Source organism: Chelativorans sp. YIM 93263 (genome assembly GCF_028767125.1).
Lineage (GTDB): Bacteria > Pseudomonadota > Alphaproteobacteria > Rhizobiales > Rhizobiaceae > Chelativorans.
On record NZ_JAKCWP010000003.1, the window covers coordinates 200,976 to 221,014 of the forward strand.

Genomic DNA, 20,039 nt, shown 5'->3' on the forward strand with positions numbered 1-20,039 from the left:
GCCTCCGTGTTTGCCGCGCCTCAGCCGGCGGATTTACGACGTTCGACGATGTAAATGTGATCGGTGACCAGAACAACTTCGTCGTTCTGGTTGATGACTTCGCACCGCTCGAAGACACGGCCTGCCTCGGGGCGCTTGGGATCGTCCTCCTTTGCAACGATGCTGATGCGGGTGCGGATTGTGTCGCCGATGAACACCGGCTTGACGAAACGCAACCGGTCATAGCCGTAGGAGAAGGCTACCGGATTGATCTCGCTCGCTGTCAGGCCGACGCCGATGGCAAACACCATCGTGCCATGGGCGATGCGCTGGCCGAAGGGCGTATCTTCCATGAATTCCGCATCCATGTGATGCGGGAAGAAGTCGCCCGTGTGGCCGGCATGTACGACGAAATCCGTCTCGGTTATCGTGCGTCCGTTGGTCTCCCGGCCGTCACCGATCTCATAGTCCTCGAAATAGCGTGTTCGTTCCATTTGCGATTGGCTCCCGTGTTCCGACCCGCTCAGGGGCGCTGCTCAAGCGGCGTCGCAGGTGCTGCGCTCGAACGATAGGCGGCTTCCACAAGCGCCATGGTGTTCCACGCATCTTCCGCGGAGCCGATCAGGCGGTCATCCTCGCCGCTGACAAAGCGCTGAAGATTGGCCATGCGGCCGACAAAGGCGTCGGGAAACCACGTACCTTCCAGCGGCACCTGCACCCATTCGCTACCGCCGGCTGGAAAAACCTCGAGGATATCCGGCTCGCCGTGCGGATAATCCAGGTTGACGCCGAGTTGCAGATAGGCCGCCCCTTTCGTTCCGCAGACGCGGAACTCGCAGGCCTGGTGGCGGCGGCCGAACGGGTGGTCGTGGTTGACCGAAAGCTGGCAGCGGACGCGGTCGCCATAGTCGAGGATCGCGCTTGTGCGCGTCTGCGCCATATCGTGGTTAGGGTGGCCGATGGTCTTGGCGTGCACGCCTTTCGGATCGCCCAGCATATGCCGGATGGCATCGAGATAGTGGATGGAGTGCATGGCGATTTCTACGCGCGGCAGGTCTCTCAGGAAGGCCCACAGGTGCCAGGGCGTGTCGAGCGCGAGCCAGACATCGAAGTCGACGATTTCGCCAAGCAGACCCTTCTCAATGGCATCACTTAGCGCCAACATCATCGGGGCGAAGCGAAGCTGGAAATTGACCGCAGCAACCAGTTCTTTCTCGCGGCACACGGCCAATATGTCGGTCGCCTCGCCAAGATCGCCGCCCATCGGCTTCTGTATCAAGACCGGTGCGCCATTGGGCAAGCCCCTCAGGACGTCGGCATGGCGGGCGGGCGGCGTGGCGAGGTCGAACAGCGCACCTTCGACGGCGGCGGCCTCCTCGGGCGTCTCAAAGGCCGTCACGTTCCATTCTCGTGCCAGCTTTTCGGCCTTTTCCCGATCCGGGTCGTAGAGCCCGGCAATGGGGATGCCGGATTTCTTCCAGGCCGGGAAGTGAGCATCGCCGACGATGGAGCCAGCACCGAAGGTGACGACCGGGCGGGGGTTGGCGGGCGCAGGCCAGTGCTGGCGCAGGCTCGCCGGATCGAATAGCGCGTCAGTCATGATAGAACACCTCCTCCATCATGGCCCACCACTCGCCCTCCTTACGGGTTTCAAGCGGCTCCTGACAGGGCATGCAGACCGACCACCATTCCTGGGTCACGGGATCGGCTGCCATCTTGGCGGCGTCGGCCTCGAAGTCTTCGCCGTGATACTCCCAGTAGCCGAACAGCAGGTTTTCCGGCTCCTTGAGGAAGATCGAGTAGTTTCGGATGTTGCAGGCGGAAATCATGGCCAGGACATCCGGCCACGCCTCCGCGTGCAGGCGCTTGTATTCGGCCACCTTGTCGGGCTTGAGACCAATGACCATGCCCATGCGTTGCATCTCGTCCTCCCTGCGTTTCACGTCAGTTCGCAAGTGAACTCTTCGACTGCGCGGTGCGCAATCACCTCATGATCCCAGTCTATTCCGAGTCCCGGCGTGCTTGGCGCCAAAGCCATGCCGTCCTCGACGGTCATGCCGGTGTGGGTCAGCTCATCAAGTTGAGGGATGTATTCGACATACTTTCCGTTCGGCACGGCGCAAACGAGGCTGACATGCAGCTCCATGAGGAAATGCGGGCAGACCGGGATGTCGAAGGCTTCCGCGGCATGTGCCACCTTCAGCCAAGGCGTGATGCCGCCGATGCGGCCCACATCGACCTGCACAACGCTGCAAGCGCCCTTCTGCATGTACTCGCGGAAATGGCGGATGGAATAGAGCGACTCGCCGACGGCGATCGGAACCGAAGTGGCGGTCGACAGCCTGATATGCCCGTCGATGTCATCGGCCGGCAGCGGCTCCTCGTACCAGGCAATGTCGAGCTCGGCGAGGCGCGCGGCGCGGCGGATGGCCTCGTCCACACGAAAACTCTGATTGCAGTCGGTCATGATCTCGTAGTCGTCGCCGACCGCATTCCGAACCGCGGCAAGGCGCTGGAAGTCCTCCGACCAGTGCGGCTTTCCGATTTTCACCTTAGAACCGCGGAAACCTTTCGAGCGGGCATCGAGAGCGTCCTCCACGAGAGCTTCCGGCGCGATGTGCAGCCAACCGCCCTCGGTGGTATAGAGAGGACAGCTATCCTTCGCGCCGCCGGCGAGCTTCCATAAAGGCAAGCCCTGCTTGCGGGCGCGCAAATCCCAAAGCGCGGTGTCGATGGCGGCAAGCGCGATTGCGGTGATGGGGCCCACCGTGGTGGCGTGGGTGGCGTATTCCAGATCGTGCCAGATCGCCTCGATCATATCGGCATCGCGGCCGATAAGCCTCGGCGCGAGGTGATCGCGAAGCAGGCGCATGACGGAGGAACCGCCCGTACCGATGGTGTAGCTGTAACCGGTTCCCGTGGCTCCGTCGGAATCCGTTATGGTGACGATGGGCGTTTCCTGGCTAACGAAACTCTGGATCGCATCGCTGCGCGGAACTTGCGGAGGCAGGTCCACCATGCACAGCTCGACTTTCTCGACGCGGGCCATTCGCTCAGCCTCCTAGCCTGCGGCCGGTCTCGGAATCGAAGAGATGCGCATTGGATAGATCTATGTTGAAACGGTGTGCCTCGCCTGTTGCCAACGGCTTCGGATTGAGCATGCGCGCAATCCATTCATGCCCGTCGACCTCGGTGTAGATGAGCGTCTCGTTGCCCAGCGGCTCCATGATGCCGGCAGGCAGGTCGATGGCGTGAACATCGGACTCGCCACCGGAATGAAGGCCATGGCCTTCCGGATAAAGATCATCCGGTCGCAGCCCGAAAACAACCTTACTGCCCGTCTCGGTCTTGTCCTTGAAGGCACGCGGTAGGGGAAGCCGCGTTCCGCCGGCGAATACAAGCCCTCCGTCGTCCACCACCGCTTCCTGGAGGTTCATCGGCGGCGAACCGATGAAACCTGCCACGAAGCGCGTGGCCGGCTGATGGAAAACATCCTCCGGTGTGCCCACCTGCTCGATATGGCCGTCACGCATGATGACGATGCGGTCGGCAAGCGTCATGGCCTCGATCTGGTCGTGGGTCACGTAAACAACGGTGGAACGCACCTTGGCGTGCAGCTTTTTGATCTCGGTGCGCATCTGCGTGCGCAGCTTGGCATCGAGATTGGAAAGAGGCTCATCGAACAGAAAGACCGCCGGATTGCGGACGATGGCACGGCCCATGGCGACGCGCTGGCGCTGTCCGCCGGACAACTGTGAGGGCCGACGATCGAGAAGCGGCTCGAGATCCAGTGTCCGCGCGGCCTCGGCCACACGTTGGTCGATCTCATCCTGCGGGCGCCGGGCGATCTTCAGCGAAAAGCCCATGTTCTCGCGCACCGACATGTGCGGGTAGAGCGCGTAGGACTGAAAGACCATTGAAATGTTGCGCGAGCGCGGCGGCAGGTCGTTGACCACCTCGCCGTCGATGCGAATCTCACCACCGGAGATGTCCTCCAGCCCGGCAATCATACGCAGGGTCGTGGACTTGCCGCATCCGGAAGGACCCACAAGCGCGATGAACTCGCGATCCGCGACCTCCAGGTCAATGCCGTGCACGACCTCTACTGACGCGTAGCGCTTTACCAGCTTGTGCAGGGACACAGTTGCCATGGAGCTATCCTTTCACCGCGCCGGAAGTCAGGCCGGACACGAGATGTTTTTGCACGATGAATGTCAGGGCGAGCGCCGGAATGATCATGACCACGGCCAGCGCGCACATGCCGCGCCAGTCGGTGGTGAACTCGGCGGTGTAGTCGAGAAGACCAACGGGCAGCGTCTTGGAGTTCGTCGAGCGCGTGAGTTGTGAAGCCAGGGCGAATTCATTCCATGAAATCAGGAAGGCGAAAATGCCCGCCGACGCGATACCCGGACGCGCCAGCGGGAACTCCACCTGCCAAAAGGCCTGCCAGCGCGTGCAGCCATCGATCTGCGCCGCCTCGGCCAGATCCTTCGGTACCTGGCGGAAGAAGCCGTCGATGAGCCAGACGGTAAACGGCACGTTCAAGGCGACATAGGCCATGATCATGCCGAAATGGGTATCGATGACGCCGAGCCGCGCATAGACGTAGAAAAGCGGGAGCGAAAGCGCGATGCCGGGAACCGTGCGGGTCAACATGAAGCCGACGAATATCGCCGTCTTTCCACGGAAACGGTAGCGCGCAAAGGCATAGCCACCGGCCATTCCAACCACCAGGGCAATAATTGTCGAGCTCGCCGCGATGATGACCGAGTTGATGAAGTAGTCGAGGACGGGAATTCCACCGCGTCCCGCCCCGCTGAACATGCTGACATAGGCGTCAAAGGAAAGCTGCTGCGGTATCCAGACCGGCGGCTTGGCCATGATCTCTACTGTCGGGCGCAGCGAACTGAGCACGACCCACAAGCCCGGCAGACAGATAATGGACATGGCCAGGAAGAGGCTAATTAGATGGCCGATCTTCAAGAGGCGCCGGTTCAGGCGGTTGAGCGTGTTTGCCTCCATCGTTACCACTCCGCTCCCACCTGCTGGCGTGCCTTGGCAAGCTGCCGGAAGAAAATCAGAGTGAAGACAATGGACAGGAGGATCGCGATGTAGGCCATGGCGTTGGCCAGCCCCATGCGGGCGTCGGAATAGCCGGTGCGCGCGATCAGCGTCCATAGAATTTCGGTGCGTCCGGCCGGACCGCCGTCCGTCATGATCTTTACGATGTCATATGCACGCGCGATATCGAGCGAGCGGATCGTCATGGCGATAAAAGCGAAAGGCATGATGAAGGGCCATACTACGTAGCGAAAGGTCTGCCATGGGGTGCACCCATCGACCCGCGCCGCCTCGATCGGCTCGCGCGGCATCGCCATCAATCCGGCCAGGATGAAGATCGCGAAGACCGAGGTGGATGACCATATCTCAGCGGTGAGAATGGCGAAAAAGGCGAGATTTCCGTCGATAAGCCAGGGTATCGCCTGATCGGTGAGACCGAGCGATTGCAACGCGTTGTTCACGAGCCCGACATTGTCGTTGAACATGAACTTGAATTGGAAACCCACCAGGACCGGTGAGAACATCATCGGGAACATCATCATGGTTCTGAGGATGCGCTGCCCGCGAGTGGCCTTTTCCACCAGCATTGCAAGGCCTAGCCCCAGGACCATCTCCAGATTGAGCGCCACGGCGAGGAACAGGACAGTGCGGCCAAAAGCCGTCCAGAACGCCCAGTCCCCGAACAGGCGGATGTAATTGTCCAGCCCGATGAATACCCAGATGCTGTCCGGGCGGGTCAGCCTGAATGGCGTAAAGCTGGAATAAAGTGAGAGGAAAAGCGGTACGACAACGACCGCGGAAAGCACGATAAAGGCCGGCATGAGCAGAAGAACCGGCGCCGGCAATCTCCATGCTTTCATGATTTTCTATCCGTCGTCTCGCAATAATCGGGCTCAGCCTGAGGGCATCTTCGCACGCACCGGCTGAAGAAAAAGGGGCGCGCACCTCAAACGGGTGCCGCCCCTGTAGTTTCGGCGTCAGAGTTCGCCGGTTTCCTCGAGGATTTCCGTGGCCTGAGCGGCGGCATCGTCGAGCGCCTGCTTGGCGGTTTTATCACCAAGGATCGCCGCTTGCAGCTGCGGATAAACTGCATTGGAGATTTCAATCCAGGCAGCAGTCTGCGGCACGGGATAGGCAACTTCGGCAGCACCCTGGAATGCAGTCAGGACCTCCTTGCGGAAGGGATCGTCGGCCGCTTCCTCGATCACCCAGTCCCATACGGCGCTGCGTGTCGGCAATGGACCGGCGGAAGCCTCAAGCTGCTGGCTCTCCTCATTGGTGAGGAACCAGACGAGAGATGCGGCCGCTTCCTTATTATCGCAGCTTTCCGTGACCGAGAAGCCATGATGCCCTGACCATGCCGAGTATTCTCCGGCAGATCCCTTTGGCGGCATGGTGATGCCGACATCGCCGGCGACCTTGGAAGACTCCGGATCATTGAAGAATCCGGCCCAACCCGGCCAGTCCAGGTTGATCGCGATGGTGCCGGAGGCGAAGCCCTGGCCAATATCGTCCCAGAGATAGTTGGTGGTACCGGCCGGTACGGCTTTCGCCTCGTAAAGATCGACGAACCACTGGAGAGCGCGTACACCGGCTTCCGAGTTGAAAGCCGGGCGTCCCTCGGCGTCGAGATATTCACCGCCCTCGGCAATCAGCATCTCGTAGAAGCGGCCGTTAATGGCTTCTTCCTTCCCGGCGAACTGCGTGCCGTAAAAATTCGGCGGGTCAGCAAAGAAAATGGCCTGATCCTTGACTTCGTCCCAGGTTTCCGGCGGACGAAGCTCGTAGCCATACTCTTCCTCGAACGCCGCCTTGCTCTCCTCGTCCTCGTAGAGGCTCTTTTGATAATAGAGCGCCGAAACGTCGTACTGGGCGCGCGGAAGCATGACGAGACGACCGTCCAGAGTCGACGCTTCGATCGTGCTCGGCACGAAGGCGTCGATCTCCTCCTGCGGCAGGAGTGCGGCAAGGTCCGTGTAGATGCCCGGATATTGCGGAGCGAAGGACGAATGGTTGGAGCCGACGCACCAGTTGATCAGGCCGGTTGCGAGGTCCGTCTTGATTTCCTTGTCGAGCTCGAAGTGGTTCTGCTTGGAGGCAATGTTGACCGTGGCGCCGGTCGCCTCCTCCCATTCTCCGATGCGCTCGTAAAGCGCCTCGTATTGCTGACCGCCGATCAATTTTACGTCGAGCCTTACACCCTCGAAGCTGCCCGGCAACTCCTGTGCATATCCTCCCGCCCCTGATAGCGCCAACGCGACAGTGGCTATGGAAACGCCGAGATAAGTACGCCTCATGGAATCCTCCCAGTTGCATTTACATACGTGCGAGACAGACGGTCACTTGCGTCATCTCATAGGTGATGCTTTAATTCATTAATGAATGTCTCGGCGGATCGTGTCAAGCGCTTCCGCCGGTTGCGCCAGTATGTTTTGTATATATGAAGGTCACCATTCACCTGGAATGGGCTAACCTGGGGGAACGATTGGCTAACGACATCGGAACGGAGCAGAACAATGGTGAGCGCTACCGCGCGCCGGCGCTCGACAAGGGACTCGACATTCTCGAGCTGCTTGCATCCGTGGAAGGCGGTCTGACGCAAGCGGAAATCGCCAAAAGGCTCGGGCGCAATCCAAACGAGTTTTATCGCATGCTCGACAGGCTGGTACGGCGCGGCTACGTCACACGCACCGACAGCGACCGTTACTCACTGAGCCTGAAGCTCTTCGGACTGGCGCAGATGCACGCGCCGATCCGCCGGATCGTTTCCTACGCCACCCCGCTGATGCGCGAACTGGCGGAGAATTCGCTGCAGGCGAATCAGCTGGTCGTATTCGACCGCGGCGCGGCCGTCGTCATCGCCCAGCAGGAAGCGCCGAATTACTGGGGCATCTCGATCCGGGTCGGATCGCATATCAGCCTCTTCGATACCGGTTCGGGGCACATCCTCCTCGCCTTCCGCTCCCCGGAAGAGCGAGAGATGATGATTGCGGAGAATGCGCGCAACCGCGAAACGCCAAAGCTGACGCAGGATTTCTACGACCGGCTCGATCAGATCCGCGAGCGCGGCTACGAAATGATGCCGAGCGTGCAGACCGCAGGTGTGCTCAATCTATCCGCCCCCATTCTCGGCCCGGATGGAAAGGCGTTCGCCGCCCTCACCGTCCCCTATATCACGATCATCAACACCCCTTCTGCTCCGGACATTTCCGGCACGATCGAACTTCTCAGGCGAACGGCCGACGAACTCTCGAGGCTCGCGGGCGCCGACATCGCGCACCAGGCGAAGAGTTCTTCTTTGGAAACGTAATTTCCATATGAGACCATCGTCGAGAATGGCGGCATTTCAGGAGGACACGTATGCTCATCGATACACATTTGCATATCATAGACCAGTCGGCCCTCAGCTATCCCTGGCTTGCGGGCGTCGACGCGCTGAACCGCGACTTTCTCTATGCCGACTACGCCCGTCAGGCACGCCGCGCCGGGATCAGCCAGGCCATGCATATGGAAGTCGATGTCGATCCGGCACGAATCGACAATGAGAACGCCTATGTCGCAGGCCTTTCAAAAAAACCGGACAGCCTGATCACGGCCGCCATCGCGGCCTGCCGGCCCGAGGAAGAAGGATTTGCCGTCTATCTCGAAGAGCAACGGGCCAACCCTTTCGTGCGCGGGTTCCGCCGGCCCCTCCACGTCGTACCCGATGAAGTTTCCGAGCAGCCGATCTTTCGCGAGAACATAAAGCGGCTCTCCGGCACCGGCCTGACATTCGATCTGTGCGTGCTTCCACGACAACTCGACAAGGCGATCGCGCTTGCGGATACGGCACCCGACGTACAATTCATTCTCGATCATTGTGGCGTGCCGGATATCGCTGGCGATGCGCGTGAGCCCTGGCGGAGCCGGATTGAGGATATCGCCCGTCGTTCCAACGTGACGGCCAAGATTTCCGGCGTTGTTGCGTATGCCGATCAGGACGACTGGACAATCGACACGCTTCGTCCATGGGTCGAGCACGTGGTCGCCTGCTTCGGCTGGGACCGTATCGTCTGGGGCAGCGACTGGCCCGTCTGCACGTTGGGTGGTGGGCTGGCGACCTGGGTCGCCGCCACCCATGCGCTTTTTGCCAACGCCAGCGCGGATGAGCGTGAAAAGCTCTTTGCGGGGAATGCCCGTCGGATCTGGCGGCTGTAACGACGTTATGCCTCGAAGCTTTCGCGGAACAGCGCATTGAGGCGCTTGACCGCCGCGGCCGCCGGCTCATTCTCCGCGAAAACGGCATTGACCACCTCAGAGGCGGACTGCTGGAAGTCCATGTACCCGCGATGGCGCGGGCGCAACCAGCCGCCCTCCAGCGTTTCGCGCGTGGCGCGGTAGAAATCGCCTGTCATGGCGTTGACTGCATCGTCCTCCCACGCCTCGCCATGGCCGGGCTGTCCACCGGACTGCGCATAGAGGCCGCGCTGCACGGCGCCGCTTGCGACCCAATAGGCAAAATCCTTGGCCGCTTCGCGGTCGCTCGAGAAGGCCGAAACGGCAATTCCCGTTCCGCCGATGGCCGAGCCCACCGGGCCCGCCGTGCCTGCCGGCGGCAGGTCGCCGAACAGAACCCGCCGGTCCCGAAAACCTTCCACGGAGTAGCTGACATAACCATAAATGAGCGGAGAGCAGGCAATCGGGCTATCCTTTTCCGCCATGCGCTCGAGCACCGCGATGGGATCCATGCCAAGGCATTCGCGGTCGATCAGCGCCGCCATGGCGCGCATCGTCTCCAGAACCTCTTCGCCAGCTGGCGCATCGACGAAATCGCCGCCGCCATCGTTGCGGCAGGGACGACCCGTGTTCGCGGCGAGGCTGTAGAACGTCATCAGCGAATGCGGCGGGCGCAGCGGAAGCAACACCATGCCGCGCCCGGCAAGTTCCATGACCTCGTTCCAGTCCGCGGCCGGGCTGTCGATCAGATCAGGGCGCCAGGCCTGCACCTGGGCGGCAGCGTCGATGGGAAAGGCCCATTGCCGGCCCTCCCATTCGTAGCTCGGGTAAGAGGCGCCGACGCTCGCCGCCTCCAATGCGGCGCGCTCGGCTTCGCGGCCCGGCACATCCAGCGGCGCAAGGCAACCCTGGGCCGTGATTTCCCCCACATGGGGATGGTCGATGACGATCAGGTCATACTCACGTGCCAACGTCTCGACGGGGAAGGACTCGAAATCTTGCAGAGAACGTTTTTCCCAGTCGATGGAAACGCCGGTTTTTGCCTGCCACTCCTTGGCACAGGCCTGCATGGGATCGAAGCCGCGCGGATGGCTCCATGTCATGCCCTTCAGCCGGACGCCGCTCACAGTCCGAACTCCGCTCGGATCTTCGCGCTGTGCTCGCCTATGCCCGGTGCCGCCCGGTCCGATGAGGGGCGCACACCGTTGATGCGGATTGGCGAGCGGGTGGTGCGGATGGAAACCTCACCGCCCCGCTCAACGGTCTGGAGCATATCGAGCACGCCAAAGCCTTCGCTGTTCATCAGATCGTTCCAATCCATAACTTTCGCACACCAGATGTCGTGCGGTTCCAGAAGCTGCACCCATTCGTCAATCGTGCGCGCGGCAATCCGCCCGGCGATGATGGTCTTGATCTCGTCCCGGCGCGTGAACCAGCTCTCGGGCTGATCTCGATAGGGCGCCAGTTCCTCGAGCTCGAGAATATCGGCCAGCTTAGGAATGGGTGTCATCGCGATTGCAAGGAAGCCGTCGCGCGCCGGATAGACACCATACGGAGCGGCCAGATACGCATGTGCGCTGCGCACACTGGAACGGCGCGGCATACGCTGGCCATCATTGAGAAATGTCGTCAGCACCTCGAACTGCAAATCGACCAAGGCTTCCAGCAGGCTTGTTTCGACATGGCTGCCTTTGCCGGAGACGCCGCGCTTGACCAGCGCCGCCAGGATGCCTTGCGCAGCCGCCGCGCCCGCCAGCATATCGCCTATAGCCAGACCGAAAGGGACCGGCCCCTGTCCGTCATCACCGTTCAGCCACATCACGCCCGAGCGCGCCTGGGCGAGCAGATCCTGACCGGGTCGCTTCACCCAGGGGCCTTCCTCGCCATAACCGCTGATGGAGGCGTAAACGATGCCGGAATTGAGCTTGCGCACGTTATCATAATCCAGGCCGAGACGGGCGATCACGCCGGGACGGAAGTTCTGGATCACCACATCGGCCTTCTCCATCAGGCGGCGCAGAAAGGCCAGATCTTCCTCATCCTTCAGGTCAACGGCCAGACTTTCCTTTCCACGATTGATGGCGTGGAAGATGGTGGAATCGCCACCGATCTCCGTATCGCTCAGGTAAAGCTGGCGCGAGAGATCGCCGAGGTTCGGGCGTTCTACCTTGATAACCCGCGCCCCCAGATCAAGCAGGCGTAACGAGCAGTACGGCCCGGATAGAAACTGGCTGAGGTCAAGGACGGTAATGCCCTCGAGCGGCAGGTCCGACTGGGTGGCTGTCATCAGGATATCTTCTGTTTGCGTTGTTCAATGAAATCGGCGCAAGCTCTTCCTGCCGGTCGTCGCATTCCCACCGACGACATCCGTGCCGTCCGCATCAAGGTCTCCCACATCGTCAAATCTCCTCCCCTTCGCACGCCACTGCTGCCGCACAGGAATCGGCTCACGTTTTCTTAAATGAAGAGTTTATTCACATATGATTTGCACTTCAAGGCTTTCGACGACACGCCTGATCTTCTGCCGGGGGAAGATCCGTTTGCGCAGACCGTGAAGTAGGCCCAAGGTGACCTGCTATCGTTCTGAGATACGATTTTGCACTTGCGTCTGACGTCGCGAGAATATAGGCATTTGCACGGCTCGGAGCGTAGCGCAGCCCGGTAGCGCACTTGACTGGGGGTCAAGGGGTCGTGGGTTCGAATCCCGCCGCTCCGACCATTTAAAATCAAAGCCTGGATTGCACGGCTGTCTACACGGGAAATCCTTGTAGCCACGCAGGCAAAGCCTGTGGAAGCGGGCTGGACCGCGGGGAGCACGTCCCTCGTGCCCCCTGCGACAATCCGTACGTCTTGCCGATTGCCTGGAATGGCACTATCTCGCATGTGTCGGCCATCTCCTCCTCCCAGATGCGATGCCGACGGCGAAAGCGGCGCACCTCCTCCCGCGCCGCAATCGAGTTAAGCCCGCCAGATCTCCTCCCCTGGCGGGCTTTTTCGTCCCCCCGATCGCCCCGCCATTCTCCTGACACGACATTTAGGACGAAAGGAATGGTGCCCGGCGCACTATCGTTCTTACGAGGTGCGGACCGCTACCTTTCAACCGTCCGGCAGCGGTATTGTAACTCGCTCTGCAACTGATCTGGTTGCCCTTCTCTGAAATTCCGAGGGTTCAATGCTCAGGCGCTGATATATTCGCAGCCGCATTGCATCTATACTGGCAGCGATTCGTGTTCATAGGCGTACTGTCGCGTTATCCAGAGAGCCGCGTCCTGCCTGCGGGGTCCTATACGCATGAAAAAATTCCGTCTCGCCTCCACGATTGTTGGCGCAAGCTGTCTTCTAGCGTCCGCGGGCTTTGCTGAAGACAATACGGGATATTTTCTTCAGCCCGGCATCCATTCGGACCATTATGAACTTCGGTTGGGTGTGCTGGCCTATGATCGTGGCCCGTTCACGACGGATCAATTCAGCGGCATCGTCGTTAATGGCGAATTCCTCTTCAAGTCTCCGGAATTTTTGAGCGCGATCGGATCTCCAAGACCCTATATCGGAACGGACATCGCCATAGCCGATGATGCGTTCCATTTTGCCTATGCGGGGCTGAACTGGGATTTCCGCCTTACCGACCGCTTCTATCTGAGCACCAGCCTTGGCGGCGCGGTGACCACGGCGGACAATCTGAAAGATCCGACAGGCTATAAAGCGCTCGGTTGCCGGGCGCTTTTTCATCTCGGCGCCGCGCTCGGATACGATGTGAATGACCGGTGGACGGTTCAGGCCTATGCCGATCACTTCTCGAACGGGCAGCTTTGCGAGCCGAATGCTGGAGCCGAGGCGGCGGGAGTTCGGATCGGTTATCGCTTCTGATCGACGGGGGTGAATTCCCCTCGCCCAAGCTGGCTTTGGTGTCGCTGCTCCAGCGCCATCATCCCCCAGAGCATACCAAGCATCAGATAGAAATGGCGCCAATGGTCCGTGTCGATGACAGTGCCTAGCGCAACGTGGCCCACAAAGACGATGAAGGTGCATACGAAATAGGGCTGCCACGGGCGCGCGCGAAAGATGTAGCGAAATGCGCCGGCGATCGTCCAGACGATGAGGAGAAAATAGGCCGCAAAACCCAACCATGAATAGGCGAGCAATGCCTTGAGCCAGATATTGTGCGTGTCTTCGCCGTACATCCTCCCGAAGACCAGCGGGCCGATGCCGAGAGGATTTTCCGTAGCCAGCATGAAACCGATGAAGTGGCGGGCAAAACGGCCGAGCCGGGCGCCGTCGTAGTCCTGGGTGAGTTGCGCGCGCACGCTGAGCAAATCGGCAACGGCTGGAATCTGAAGAAGGATAAGCAGAGCCAGCCCAACGATCACCGTCGAAACAAGACTCATGGTGACGATACGCAGCCTCACATGCCCTTCTCGATAGTGAATGAAAAGCGCCACGACCAATCCTACGGCCGAGAAGGAAAAGAGGCCCCATGCGGCGCGCGAGAAGGAGAGAAAGATACCAAGCACGATAACAAGGAATGGCAGTACTGCGAGAAGCGCGAGCGTCAATCTGCCGGTCATGATCTTGTAGAGAAGAAACGCGGCCGGGAGCGTCAGAAACGGACCGAAAACATTAGGGTCCTGGAAAACACCGGTCGCCCGTCCGTAACGAGTAAACATTTCGGCACCGGGAAAGGCTTGAAAATAACCCGCTATGCCAAAAAGGGCAGTGAAAATACCTGCGACAATCCAGCCGCCGATGATGGCGGGGAGAATACCCGGTTGGGTCTCTATGACTGCGGCGACGAACACAGAAGTGATGGCGAGAAAGAACGACACTGCCAAGTAAAGCGGAATGTCACCGAGATCCGCAAGCTGGCTCATGGAAATGAGGCCGCCGATGTTGAACAGAACGAGCAACAGCAACAACGGCATCTGATGCCGCGAGAGTCGCAGGCCGAACAACGCCCAAATGGGGATCAATCCGGCCATGTATAGTTCGTATGGCGCAGGTTCTTGGATCACGAAACCCGAAAGGAACACCGCAAGCGAAATCGCGCCGGCTCGCACAATTGCAAGTAGCCGCCGATTAACGGCCGCTCTTGGCAAAGTGATCGGGTCTGTGTTGTCCAGCCGCGTCGTCAATAGGCGTTATCCGAACCGAGGAGCCGAAACGGCGTCAGCAACAGGATTTTCAGATCGAACCACAACGACCAGTTCTCGATGTAATAAAGATCGAATTCGGTCCGCTTTCTGATCTTCTCCTCCGTATCCGTCTCACCGCGCCAGCCGTTGATCTGTGCCCAGCCGGTCACCCCTGGTTTGACTCGGTGGCGTGCAAAATACCCGTCGACGACTTCATCATAGAGCCTGTTCTCTGCTTTGGCGGTCGGCGCGTGGGGACGCGGGCCCACCAGCGACAGGCTGCCCGAAAGTGAATTGAAAAACTGTGGTAGCTCATCAATCGAAGTCTTGCGAATGAACCGCCCTACCCGGGTAACTCGAGGATCATCCTTGGTGACCAGGTTCCGCGCCGTCGGGTCACACTGCTCAATATACATCGAGCGGAACTTGAAAACGTTGATCTCTTCGTTGTTGAAGCCATGGCGCTTCTGCCTGAAAAGCACCGGACCCTTGCTATCGAGCTTGATGGCTATCGCTGTGGCCAGCATGACGGGAGAAAAGACGACAATTCCCAGCAGGCTGAACAGGATGTCGAACGCGCGCTTGGCAACCGAATCCCAATCGTTGATAGGACGATCGAGCACGTCGAGCATCGGGACCGAGCCGATGTAGGAGTATGCGCGTGGGCGAAAACGCATGTGGCTGGAATGGGCAGAAAGGCGAATGTCGATCGGCAGCACCCAGAGCTTTCTCAACATGGTCAGCACGCGCGCCTCAGCCGTGATCGGCAGCGACACGATCATCATGTCAATGCGGGCGATGCGAGCGAACTCGATCAGTTCGTCCACATTGCCCAACTTGGGATAGCCTGCCACGATGGGCGGCGAGCGGCGGTCGTCCCTGTCATCGAAGATGCCGCAAATGCGAATGTCGTTGTAGGGCTGGCGCTCAATCGAGCGGATCAGGAGTTCGGCGTTTTTGCCGCCGCCCACGATCACCGCGCGCCGCTCGATCCGCCCGTTGCGGGTCCAGCGGCGGATAACCCGCGAGGTCACCAGCCGCAGGACGAAGACCACCCCGAGCCCGCTCGCGAACCAGGCACCCAGCCAGAGCCGCGAGAACTCTTCAGAAATCTTGAGAAAGAAGAGCGCGACGAGGAGAACGGCAAACGACGACGACCAGCATAGGAAGATGCGCCCCGCGTGAGACATGGGATTGCGCAGAGCGGGCATCTGATAAGCGTCGCTGAACTCGAACAGGATCACCGAAAGCAGCGACACGCCGGCAATCACCAGTGGATACTCAAGTGACAGGTGTGTAGAGAGGCCCACATGGCCGGCATAGATAGCAAAGCCGGGCAGAAGCAAAACGCAAAACTCGATAATGCGCATGACCCCACTCACCATGACGGGGGACATGGTGTCACGCCGGTACTGCTCGGCCACTTGTCGAGCCACGGGACCGAGCGTCGGTCGAGCGCGCTGCTCCCGCTTGGAGTCAGCGGCGTGAACGGGCGTGGCAGCTCGGTTCTTCGGGTCGACGGGATTCATTTTCATTATTCGTCGCGTAGCACTCAGAGTTAAACATTCCCTTGATATTTTCATATCATTGATTGCTTAACTCGTGCGCACCCCGCGATAGATCGCATCGACCGCCGAGGTCATCGCCTCCACGCTAAACCGTTCCTTGAGCGTTTCCTCCGACGGCATTTCCCGGCAAAAGGCGGCTTCGTCTGAGAGTGCAAACGTCATTCTCTCGGCAAGGGAGCCGGTATTCGGGTCGCACAATGCGGCCGTTTGCTTTGCGAAGACTTCCGGTATCCCGCCGACCCGCGTGGCGATCATCGGCTTGCCGGCGGCGAGTGCTTCCAGAACGATATAGGGCATCGCTTCGGCGCGGGAGGGCACGACCATTATCCGCCCCAGCGCGAAAGCCGCGCGCGCCGGCATGGCCGGGTGAAACCGGACGCGGTCGGAGAAGCCGAGCGCGTCCACCTGCGCGATGTATTTGTCGCGGTCGTCGCCGTCGCCGACCATTACGGCCGTCAAGGTCCGCCCGCTCTGCCGCTCGGCTTCCTTGAGCGCGTCCAGGAAGAGATCCGGCCCCTTCAGGTCGCGCATCATGCCGATGTAGAGAAAATCCGCCGCATCCGGCGCATTCCCGACCGGGATGAACTCCTCGGCGCGCAACCCGTTGTAGACCACGCTCACCGGCGCGCGCGGGCGGCCGATCTTCTTTTCGTAGGTGCGTTTTTCATAGTCCGAGACAAAGAGGATATGGTCCGTCGCGCGCTCCATCATCCGCTCGATCCCGAAGTAGAACCGTCCGGACCGCGTATCGGGATCGTAGTGAAGACTGCCGCCGTGTGGGGAATAAAGTCGCGCGACGCGGCGCCCGCCCACGCGCATCGCGGTACCGAAAAGGCGTGCGTAGATCCCGCCCTTCGCACCATGGCCATGCAGTATGTCGGGCCGCATGCGCCGGAACACACGCAATGTACGCCAAGCCGCACCCAGGTCACCAAGTCCGACATTGCGCTGCATCGGTGTACGGATCAGGCCGAGCGGAAGCTTTCTCCCGATTTCCTCGAGGCGCCGATCCTCATAATCACCACCGGTCGTGGAATCGCAAACGATGCCAACTTCGTGTCCGGCCGCGATCTGTGCTTCGCAAAGGTCGCGGACATGGCGAAAGATTCCGCCAACGGGAGACCGGAAGCAATGGACAATGCGCATGGAGTGGCTACCTTGCGGCCGTCATTCAGAACAGCCGCTCACGCACATAGATCGTGTCACCTGGCATCAGCGGGTCTGAGATGAAGACGCGGCCAGTCATGACCTCGCCGTTGATCTCGCGGGTCACGTCCACGTTTGCCTGCTCGGCGCGAGGGGTAAAGCCGCCCCCCACTGCGATCGCTTTCTGGACGGTCATGCCGGGCACAAAGGAATACTGCCCCGGTTCTCCCACTTCGCCCATCACAAAGATCGGGCGATACTGGGCCACCTCCACGGTTACATCGGGGTCGCGCAAGTATCCGCCGCGTAGTTTTTGCGCGATTGTCTTCTCGATCTGCGCCGCGGTCCTCCCGCGCGCCGGCACCGAGCCGACAATCGGGAAGGCCACGTTACCGGACTGGTCCACACTATAGCTGTTGGTAAGCTCCCCCTGCCCCAGCACAGTGATGCGCAACTGGTCGCCCGCACCGATCAGATAAGGCTGGTACAGCGCCTCGTGGAAGGCGGGAGGTGGCGGGCGATACCCGGTGCATCCCGCCAGCAGGGCGAGCGCCATAACCCCGACAGCGAATTGAAACGGCTTTCCCATGCGTCTCGGAACCTAACCTGTAGCACCCGGCATCCAACTTTCGTGATTGGCTTTATCGAACACTTACGGTTAATGGGCGGTTAACCAACAGCTGCTGTGCGGCTGATAAAGGGTTAACCCTATGGTTACCATGCACACTTAAGTTGCATGGAGATACTTTCCCGGAGGGCGACGCATGAAAAGCAGTGAGCCGATGGCCAACGATGTCGATGTCGACCTCGGCCGGCTGCTGGCCAGTCTGAGGCGGAACTGGTGGCGCATCGCTCTCGTCGCGCTGGTCATGACGGCGATCGTGTATGCGCTTCTGGTCACGGCCACGCCGCTCTACCGTGCGGAAACGCGCGTGCTGATCGAGCCGCGGGAATCCGTCTACACGCGCCCGGAAGGTTCGGTGCAGAACGACCGGGCGATCCTCGATGCGGAGGGTGTAGCGAGCCAGGTCGAGGTCATGACCTCCTTGGACCTGCTCAGCAACGTGGCCAATGAGCTCGATCTCGCCAACCATCCGGAGTTCGAGAGCCAGCCCTCTCGCATCGACCGCATTCTCATGGCGTTCGGGCTGGAATCCGACCCCGACAATGCGGCGTCGGAGGAAAGCGTCCTCGGCACACTTAGCACGAATCTCGACATCTATCGCGTTGAGAACTCGCGCGTTATCACCATCCAGTACTCCTCCGAAGACCCGGAGCTTGCCGCGCGCGTGCCCAATGCGATTGCCGCGGCCTATGTGGCGGACTTGCGCGAGGCTGAGCGGGAGTCCAACGCAAGCGCAACCGCATGGCTTGAACCGGAGATTGAGGACCTGCAGCAACGGGTACGCGAAGCGGAGGAACGCGTTGCGAACTTCCGCGCTCAGTCGGATCTTTTGATCGGGCAGAACAATACGGTTCTGGCCACCCAGCAGCTTGCCGAGATTTCCAGTGAGCTCTCGCGCGCCCGTGCCGAGCGCGCCACCGCCGAGTCCACACTGGAAAGCGCACAGGCTTCTCTGGACCGGGGAGCCAGTTTGCAGAGCCTTCCAGCTGTGCAGAATTCCAGCCTCATCCAAGTCTTGCGCGAGCAGCAGGTGAGGCTGGATGCGCAACTTGCCGACCTCTCGACCGACCTCATGGACAATCACCCGCGCCTTCGCGCGCTCCGCTCCCAGATTGCCGATATTGAGGCCCAAATCCGCGCCGAGGAGCAGAATATCGTGGAGGGACTGGAGACCTCGGCGGATGCTGCGCGCAGGCGCGAAGCCGAGCTGAGGGCCAATCTCGACGAGCTAAAGACGGAGGCCGCCCGCGCCGACGAGCAGCAGGTTCAGCTTCGTGCCTTGGAGCGCGATGCGACCGCCCAGCGAGAACTTCTTGAAAGCTATCTCACCCGATTCCGCGAAGCGGCTGCACGTGGCAGCCGGGACTATCTGCCCGTCGATGCGCGTGTCTTTTCGCGCGCCGTGGTGCCGAGCGAGCCATATTTCCCGAAGGTTATGCCGCTCACCGCCGCCGCGTTTGCCGGCTCTCTCCTCCTGATGGTCGTCCTGGTCCTGCTTCGGGAGCTGTTTAGCGGACGCGCCATGCGGCCGGCGCAGGGCAGCACGACAGTCACGCCGCAACCGCAGGAACTCGCGCTGATCGAGCAGGTCGACCATACGGCTTCCGCAGCCGCCACAGGCGCCGCTGCCGGCGCGGCTATTGGCGGGGCCGCTATGGACAGAGAAGACGAAGAAGATGTCGAGGAAGACGTTCCCGCGACGGCCGAACTGACTATCGACGATGCCGCCAAGACCTTGATTTCATCGGGTGTGTCGCGCGCCATCTTCATTTCGCCGGAAGGCGACGAAGCTGCCGCTTCCGCCGTATTGGTGGCGCGCCAGGTGGCCGATCAGGGGCAGCGCGTCATCCTGCTCGACCTGACCGATACCGGTGCGGCTTCACAACCGACGCTGGAGAGCAAGTCCTACAGCGGGATCACCAATCTACTGGCAGCACAAGCGCAGTTCGCCGATGTCATTCACGCCGACCTTCACTCTTCCTGCCATGTGATTCCCATCGGCACGGCGGACCGGGAGCGCGCGATGCGTGCCGTCGAGCGTCTGCCGATCATCATGGATTCGCTGGGTACGGCCTATGATCTGCTGGTCATCGAGTGCGGCCCGACCGACGCGGACGGAGTCGCACCGCTGATGGACAGCAATACACAGCTTCTGATCAGCGTGCTCGATCCGCACGAAGCCCGGGTGGCGGAAACCGAACAGGCCTTGGAGGAAAGCGGCTTCGACAAGCCCCTGCTCGTCACGCCCGATGAGAATGCGCCCTCCCCGACCCCCGACCGGGACGTCGCCTGATCGCGGCTAACGCTCCCGCGTTC

18 protein-coding genes and 1 tRNA gene are annotated in these 20,039 nt (G+C 60.6%); 5 read left to right on the forward strand and 14 right to left on the reverse strand.

Translation table 11 applies throughout. The features are described 5' to 3' along the window. Positions 1–20: 20 nt before the first annotated feature. The 8 genes from LY631_RS08010 to LY631_RS08045 all read right to left on the reverse strand — a co-directional run bounded on the left by LY631_RS08010 (position 21) and on the right by LY631_RS08045 (position 7,337). Complete coding sequence (locus LY631_RS08010) at positions 21–473, reverse strand: MaoC/PaaZ C-terminal domain-containing protein (RefSeq protein ID WP_274424695.1); 453 nt, start codon at positions 471–473, stop codon at positions 21–23. A gap of 29 nt (positions 474–502) precedes the next feature. Further along, positions 503–1,579 carry a Gfo/Idh/MocA family protein gene (locus LY631_RS08015; protein ID WP_274424696.1) on the reverse strand — a complete coding sequence of 359 codons (1,077 nt, stop codon included), beginning with the start codon at positions 1,577–1,579 and terminating at the stop codon, positions 503–505. Then, entirely contained in the window at positions 1,572–1,901 is a 330-nt protein-coding gene (locus LY631_RS08020) for an L-rhamnose mutarotase (RefSeq protein ID WP_274424697.1), read from the reverse strand. The genes LY631_RS08015 and LY631_RS08020 overlap by 8 nt, the downstream gene beginning before the upstream one ends. A 17-nt stretch (positions 1,902–1,918) precedes the next feature. Then, positions 1,919–3,028 carry a mandelate racemase/muconate lactonizing enzyme family protein gene (locus tag LY631_RS08025; RefSeq protein WP_274424698.1) on the reverse strand — a complete coding sequence of 370 codons (1,110 nt, stop codon included), beginning with the start codon at positions 3,026–3,028 and terminating at the stop codon, positions 1,919–1,921. 4 nt (positions 3,029–3,032) lie between these two features. Beyond that, entirely contained in the window at positions 3,033–4,130 is a 1,098-nt protein-coding gene (locus tag LY631_RS08030) for an ABC transporter ATP-binding protein (RefSeq protein ID WP_274424700.1), read from the reverse strand. Between the two features lie 4 nt (positions 4,131–4,134). Then, positions 4,135–5,001 carry a carbohydrate ABC transporter permease gene (locus tag LY631_RS08035; protein WP_274424701.1) on the reverse strand — a complete coding sequence of 289 codons (867 nt, stop codon included), beginning with the start codon at positions 4,999–5,001 and terminating at the stop codon, positions 4,135–4,137. Positions 5,002–5,003: 2 nt separating this feature from the next. Continuing rightward, entirely contained in the window at positions 5,004–5,900 is an 897-nt protein-coding gene (locus tag LY631_RS08040) for a carbohydrate ABC transporter permease (protein WP_274424702.1), read from the reverse strand. A 117-nt stretch (positions 5,901–6,017) separates the two neighbouring features. Continuing rightward, entirely contained in the window at positions 6,018–7,337 is a 1,320-nt protein-coding gene (locus tag LY631_RS08045) for an ABC transporter substrate-binding protein (RefSeq protein ID WP_274424703.1), read from the reverse strand. Between the two features lie 188 nt (positions 7,338–7,525). Between LY631_RS08045 and LY631_RS08050 the strand changes: the two genes are divergently transcribed. After that, positions 7,526–8,350: an IclR family transcriptional regulator gene (locus LY631_RS08050; RefSeq protein ID WP_274424705.1), complete on the forward strand. Its 825-nt coding sequence runs from the start codon at positions 7,526–7,528 to the stop codon at positions 8,348–8,350. Between the two features lie 50 nt (positions 8,351–8,400). Beyond that, complete coding sequence (locus LY631_RS08055; RefSeq protein WP_274424706.1) at positions 8,401–9,237, forward strand: amidohydrolase family protein; 837 nt, start codon at positions 8,401–8,403, stop codon at positions 9,235–9,237. 5 nt (positions 9,238–9,242) lie between these two features. Here LY631_RS08055 and LY631_RS08060 read toward each other — a convergent pair whose 3' ends face one another. Further along, a complete protein-coding gene (locus tag LY631_RS08060; RefSeq protein WP_274425089.1) occupies positions 9,243–10,358 on the reverse strand; it encodes an extracellular solute-binding protein in 1,116 nt (371 codons plus the stop codon). A gap of 20 nt (positions 10,359–10,378) precedes the next feature. After that, on the reverse strand, positions 10,379–11,542 hold the full coding sequence (locus LY631_RS08065) for a CaiB/BaiF CoA transferase family protein (protein ID WP_274424707.1): 1,164 nt from the start codon (positions 11,540–11,542) through the stop codon (positions 10,379–10,381). Positions 11,543–11,897: 355 nt separating this feature from the next. On the opposite strand from LY631_RS08065, the gene LY631_RS08070 reads away from it, so the two are divergent. After that, positions 11,898–11,974: transfer RNA gene (locus LY631_RS08070), tRNA-Pro, on the forward strand. A gap of 572 nt (positions 11,975–12,546) precedes the next feature. Then, entirely contained in the window at positions 12,547–13,122 is a 576-nt protein-coding gene (locus LY631_RS08075) for an acyloxyacyl hydrolase (protein ID WP_274424709.1), read from the forward strand. Here the strand turns inward: LY631_RS08075 and LY631_RS08080 are convergent. The 4 genes from LY631_RS08080 to LY631_RS08095 all read right to left on the reverse strand — a co-directional run bounded on the left by LY631_RS08080 (position 13,110) and on the right by LY631_RS08095 (position 17,687). After that, positions 13,110–14,231 carry an O-antigen ligase family protein gene (locus LY631_RS08080; RefSeq protein ID WP_274424710.1) on the reverse strand — a complete coding sequence of 374 codons (1,122 nt, stop codon included), beginning with the start codon at positions 14,229–14,231 and terminating at the stop codon, positions 13,110–13,112. The genes LY631_RS08075 and LY631_RS08080 overlap by 13 nt on opposite strands. 149 nt (positions 14,232–14,380) lie before the next feature. Continuing rightward, entirely contained in the window at positions 14,381–15,913 is a 1,533-nt protein-coding gene (locus tag LY631_RS08085) for an undecaprenyl-phosphate glucose phosphotransferase (protein WP_274425090.1), read from the reverse strand. A 66-nt stretch (positions 15,914–15,979) separates the two neighbouring features. Then, positions 15,980–17,098, reverse strand: a complete 1,119-nt coding sequence (locus tag LY631_RS08090) for a glycosyltransferase family 4 protein (RefSeq protein ID WP_274424711.1) — start codon at positions 17,096–17,098, stop codon at positions 15,980–15,982. Between the two features lie 25 nt (positions 17,099–17,123). Beyond that, entirely contained in the window at positions 17,124–17,687 is a 564-nt protein-coding gene (locus LY631_RS08095) for a polysaccharide biosynthesis/export family protein (RefSeq protein ID WP_274424712.1), read from the reverse strand. 175 nt (positions 17,688–17,862) lie between these two features. Here LY631_RS08095 and LY631_RS08100 point away from each other — a divergent pair, with 175 nt between their 5' ends. Then, positions 17,863–20,016, forward strand: a complete 2,154-nt coding sequence (locus LY631_RS08100) for a GumC family protein (RefSeq protein ID WP_274424714.1) — start codon at positions 17,863–17,865, stop codon at positions 20,014–20,016. The last annotated feature ends 23 nt before the right edge of the window (positions 20,017–20,039 follow it).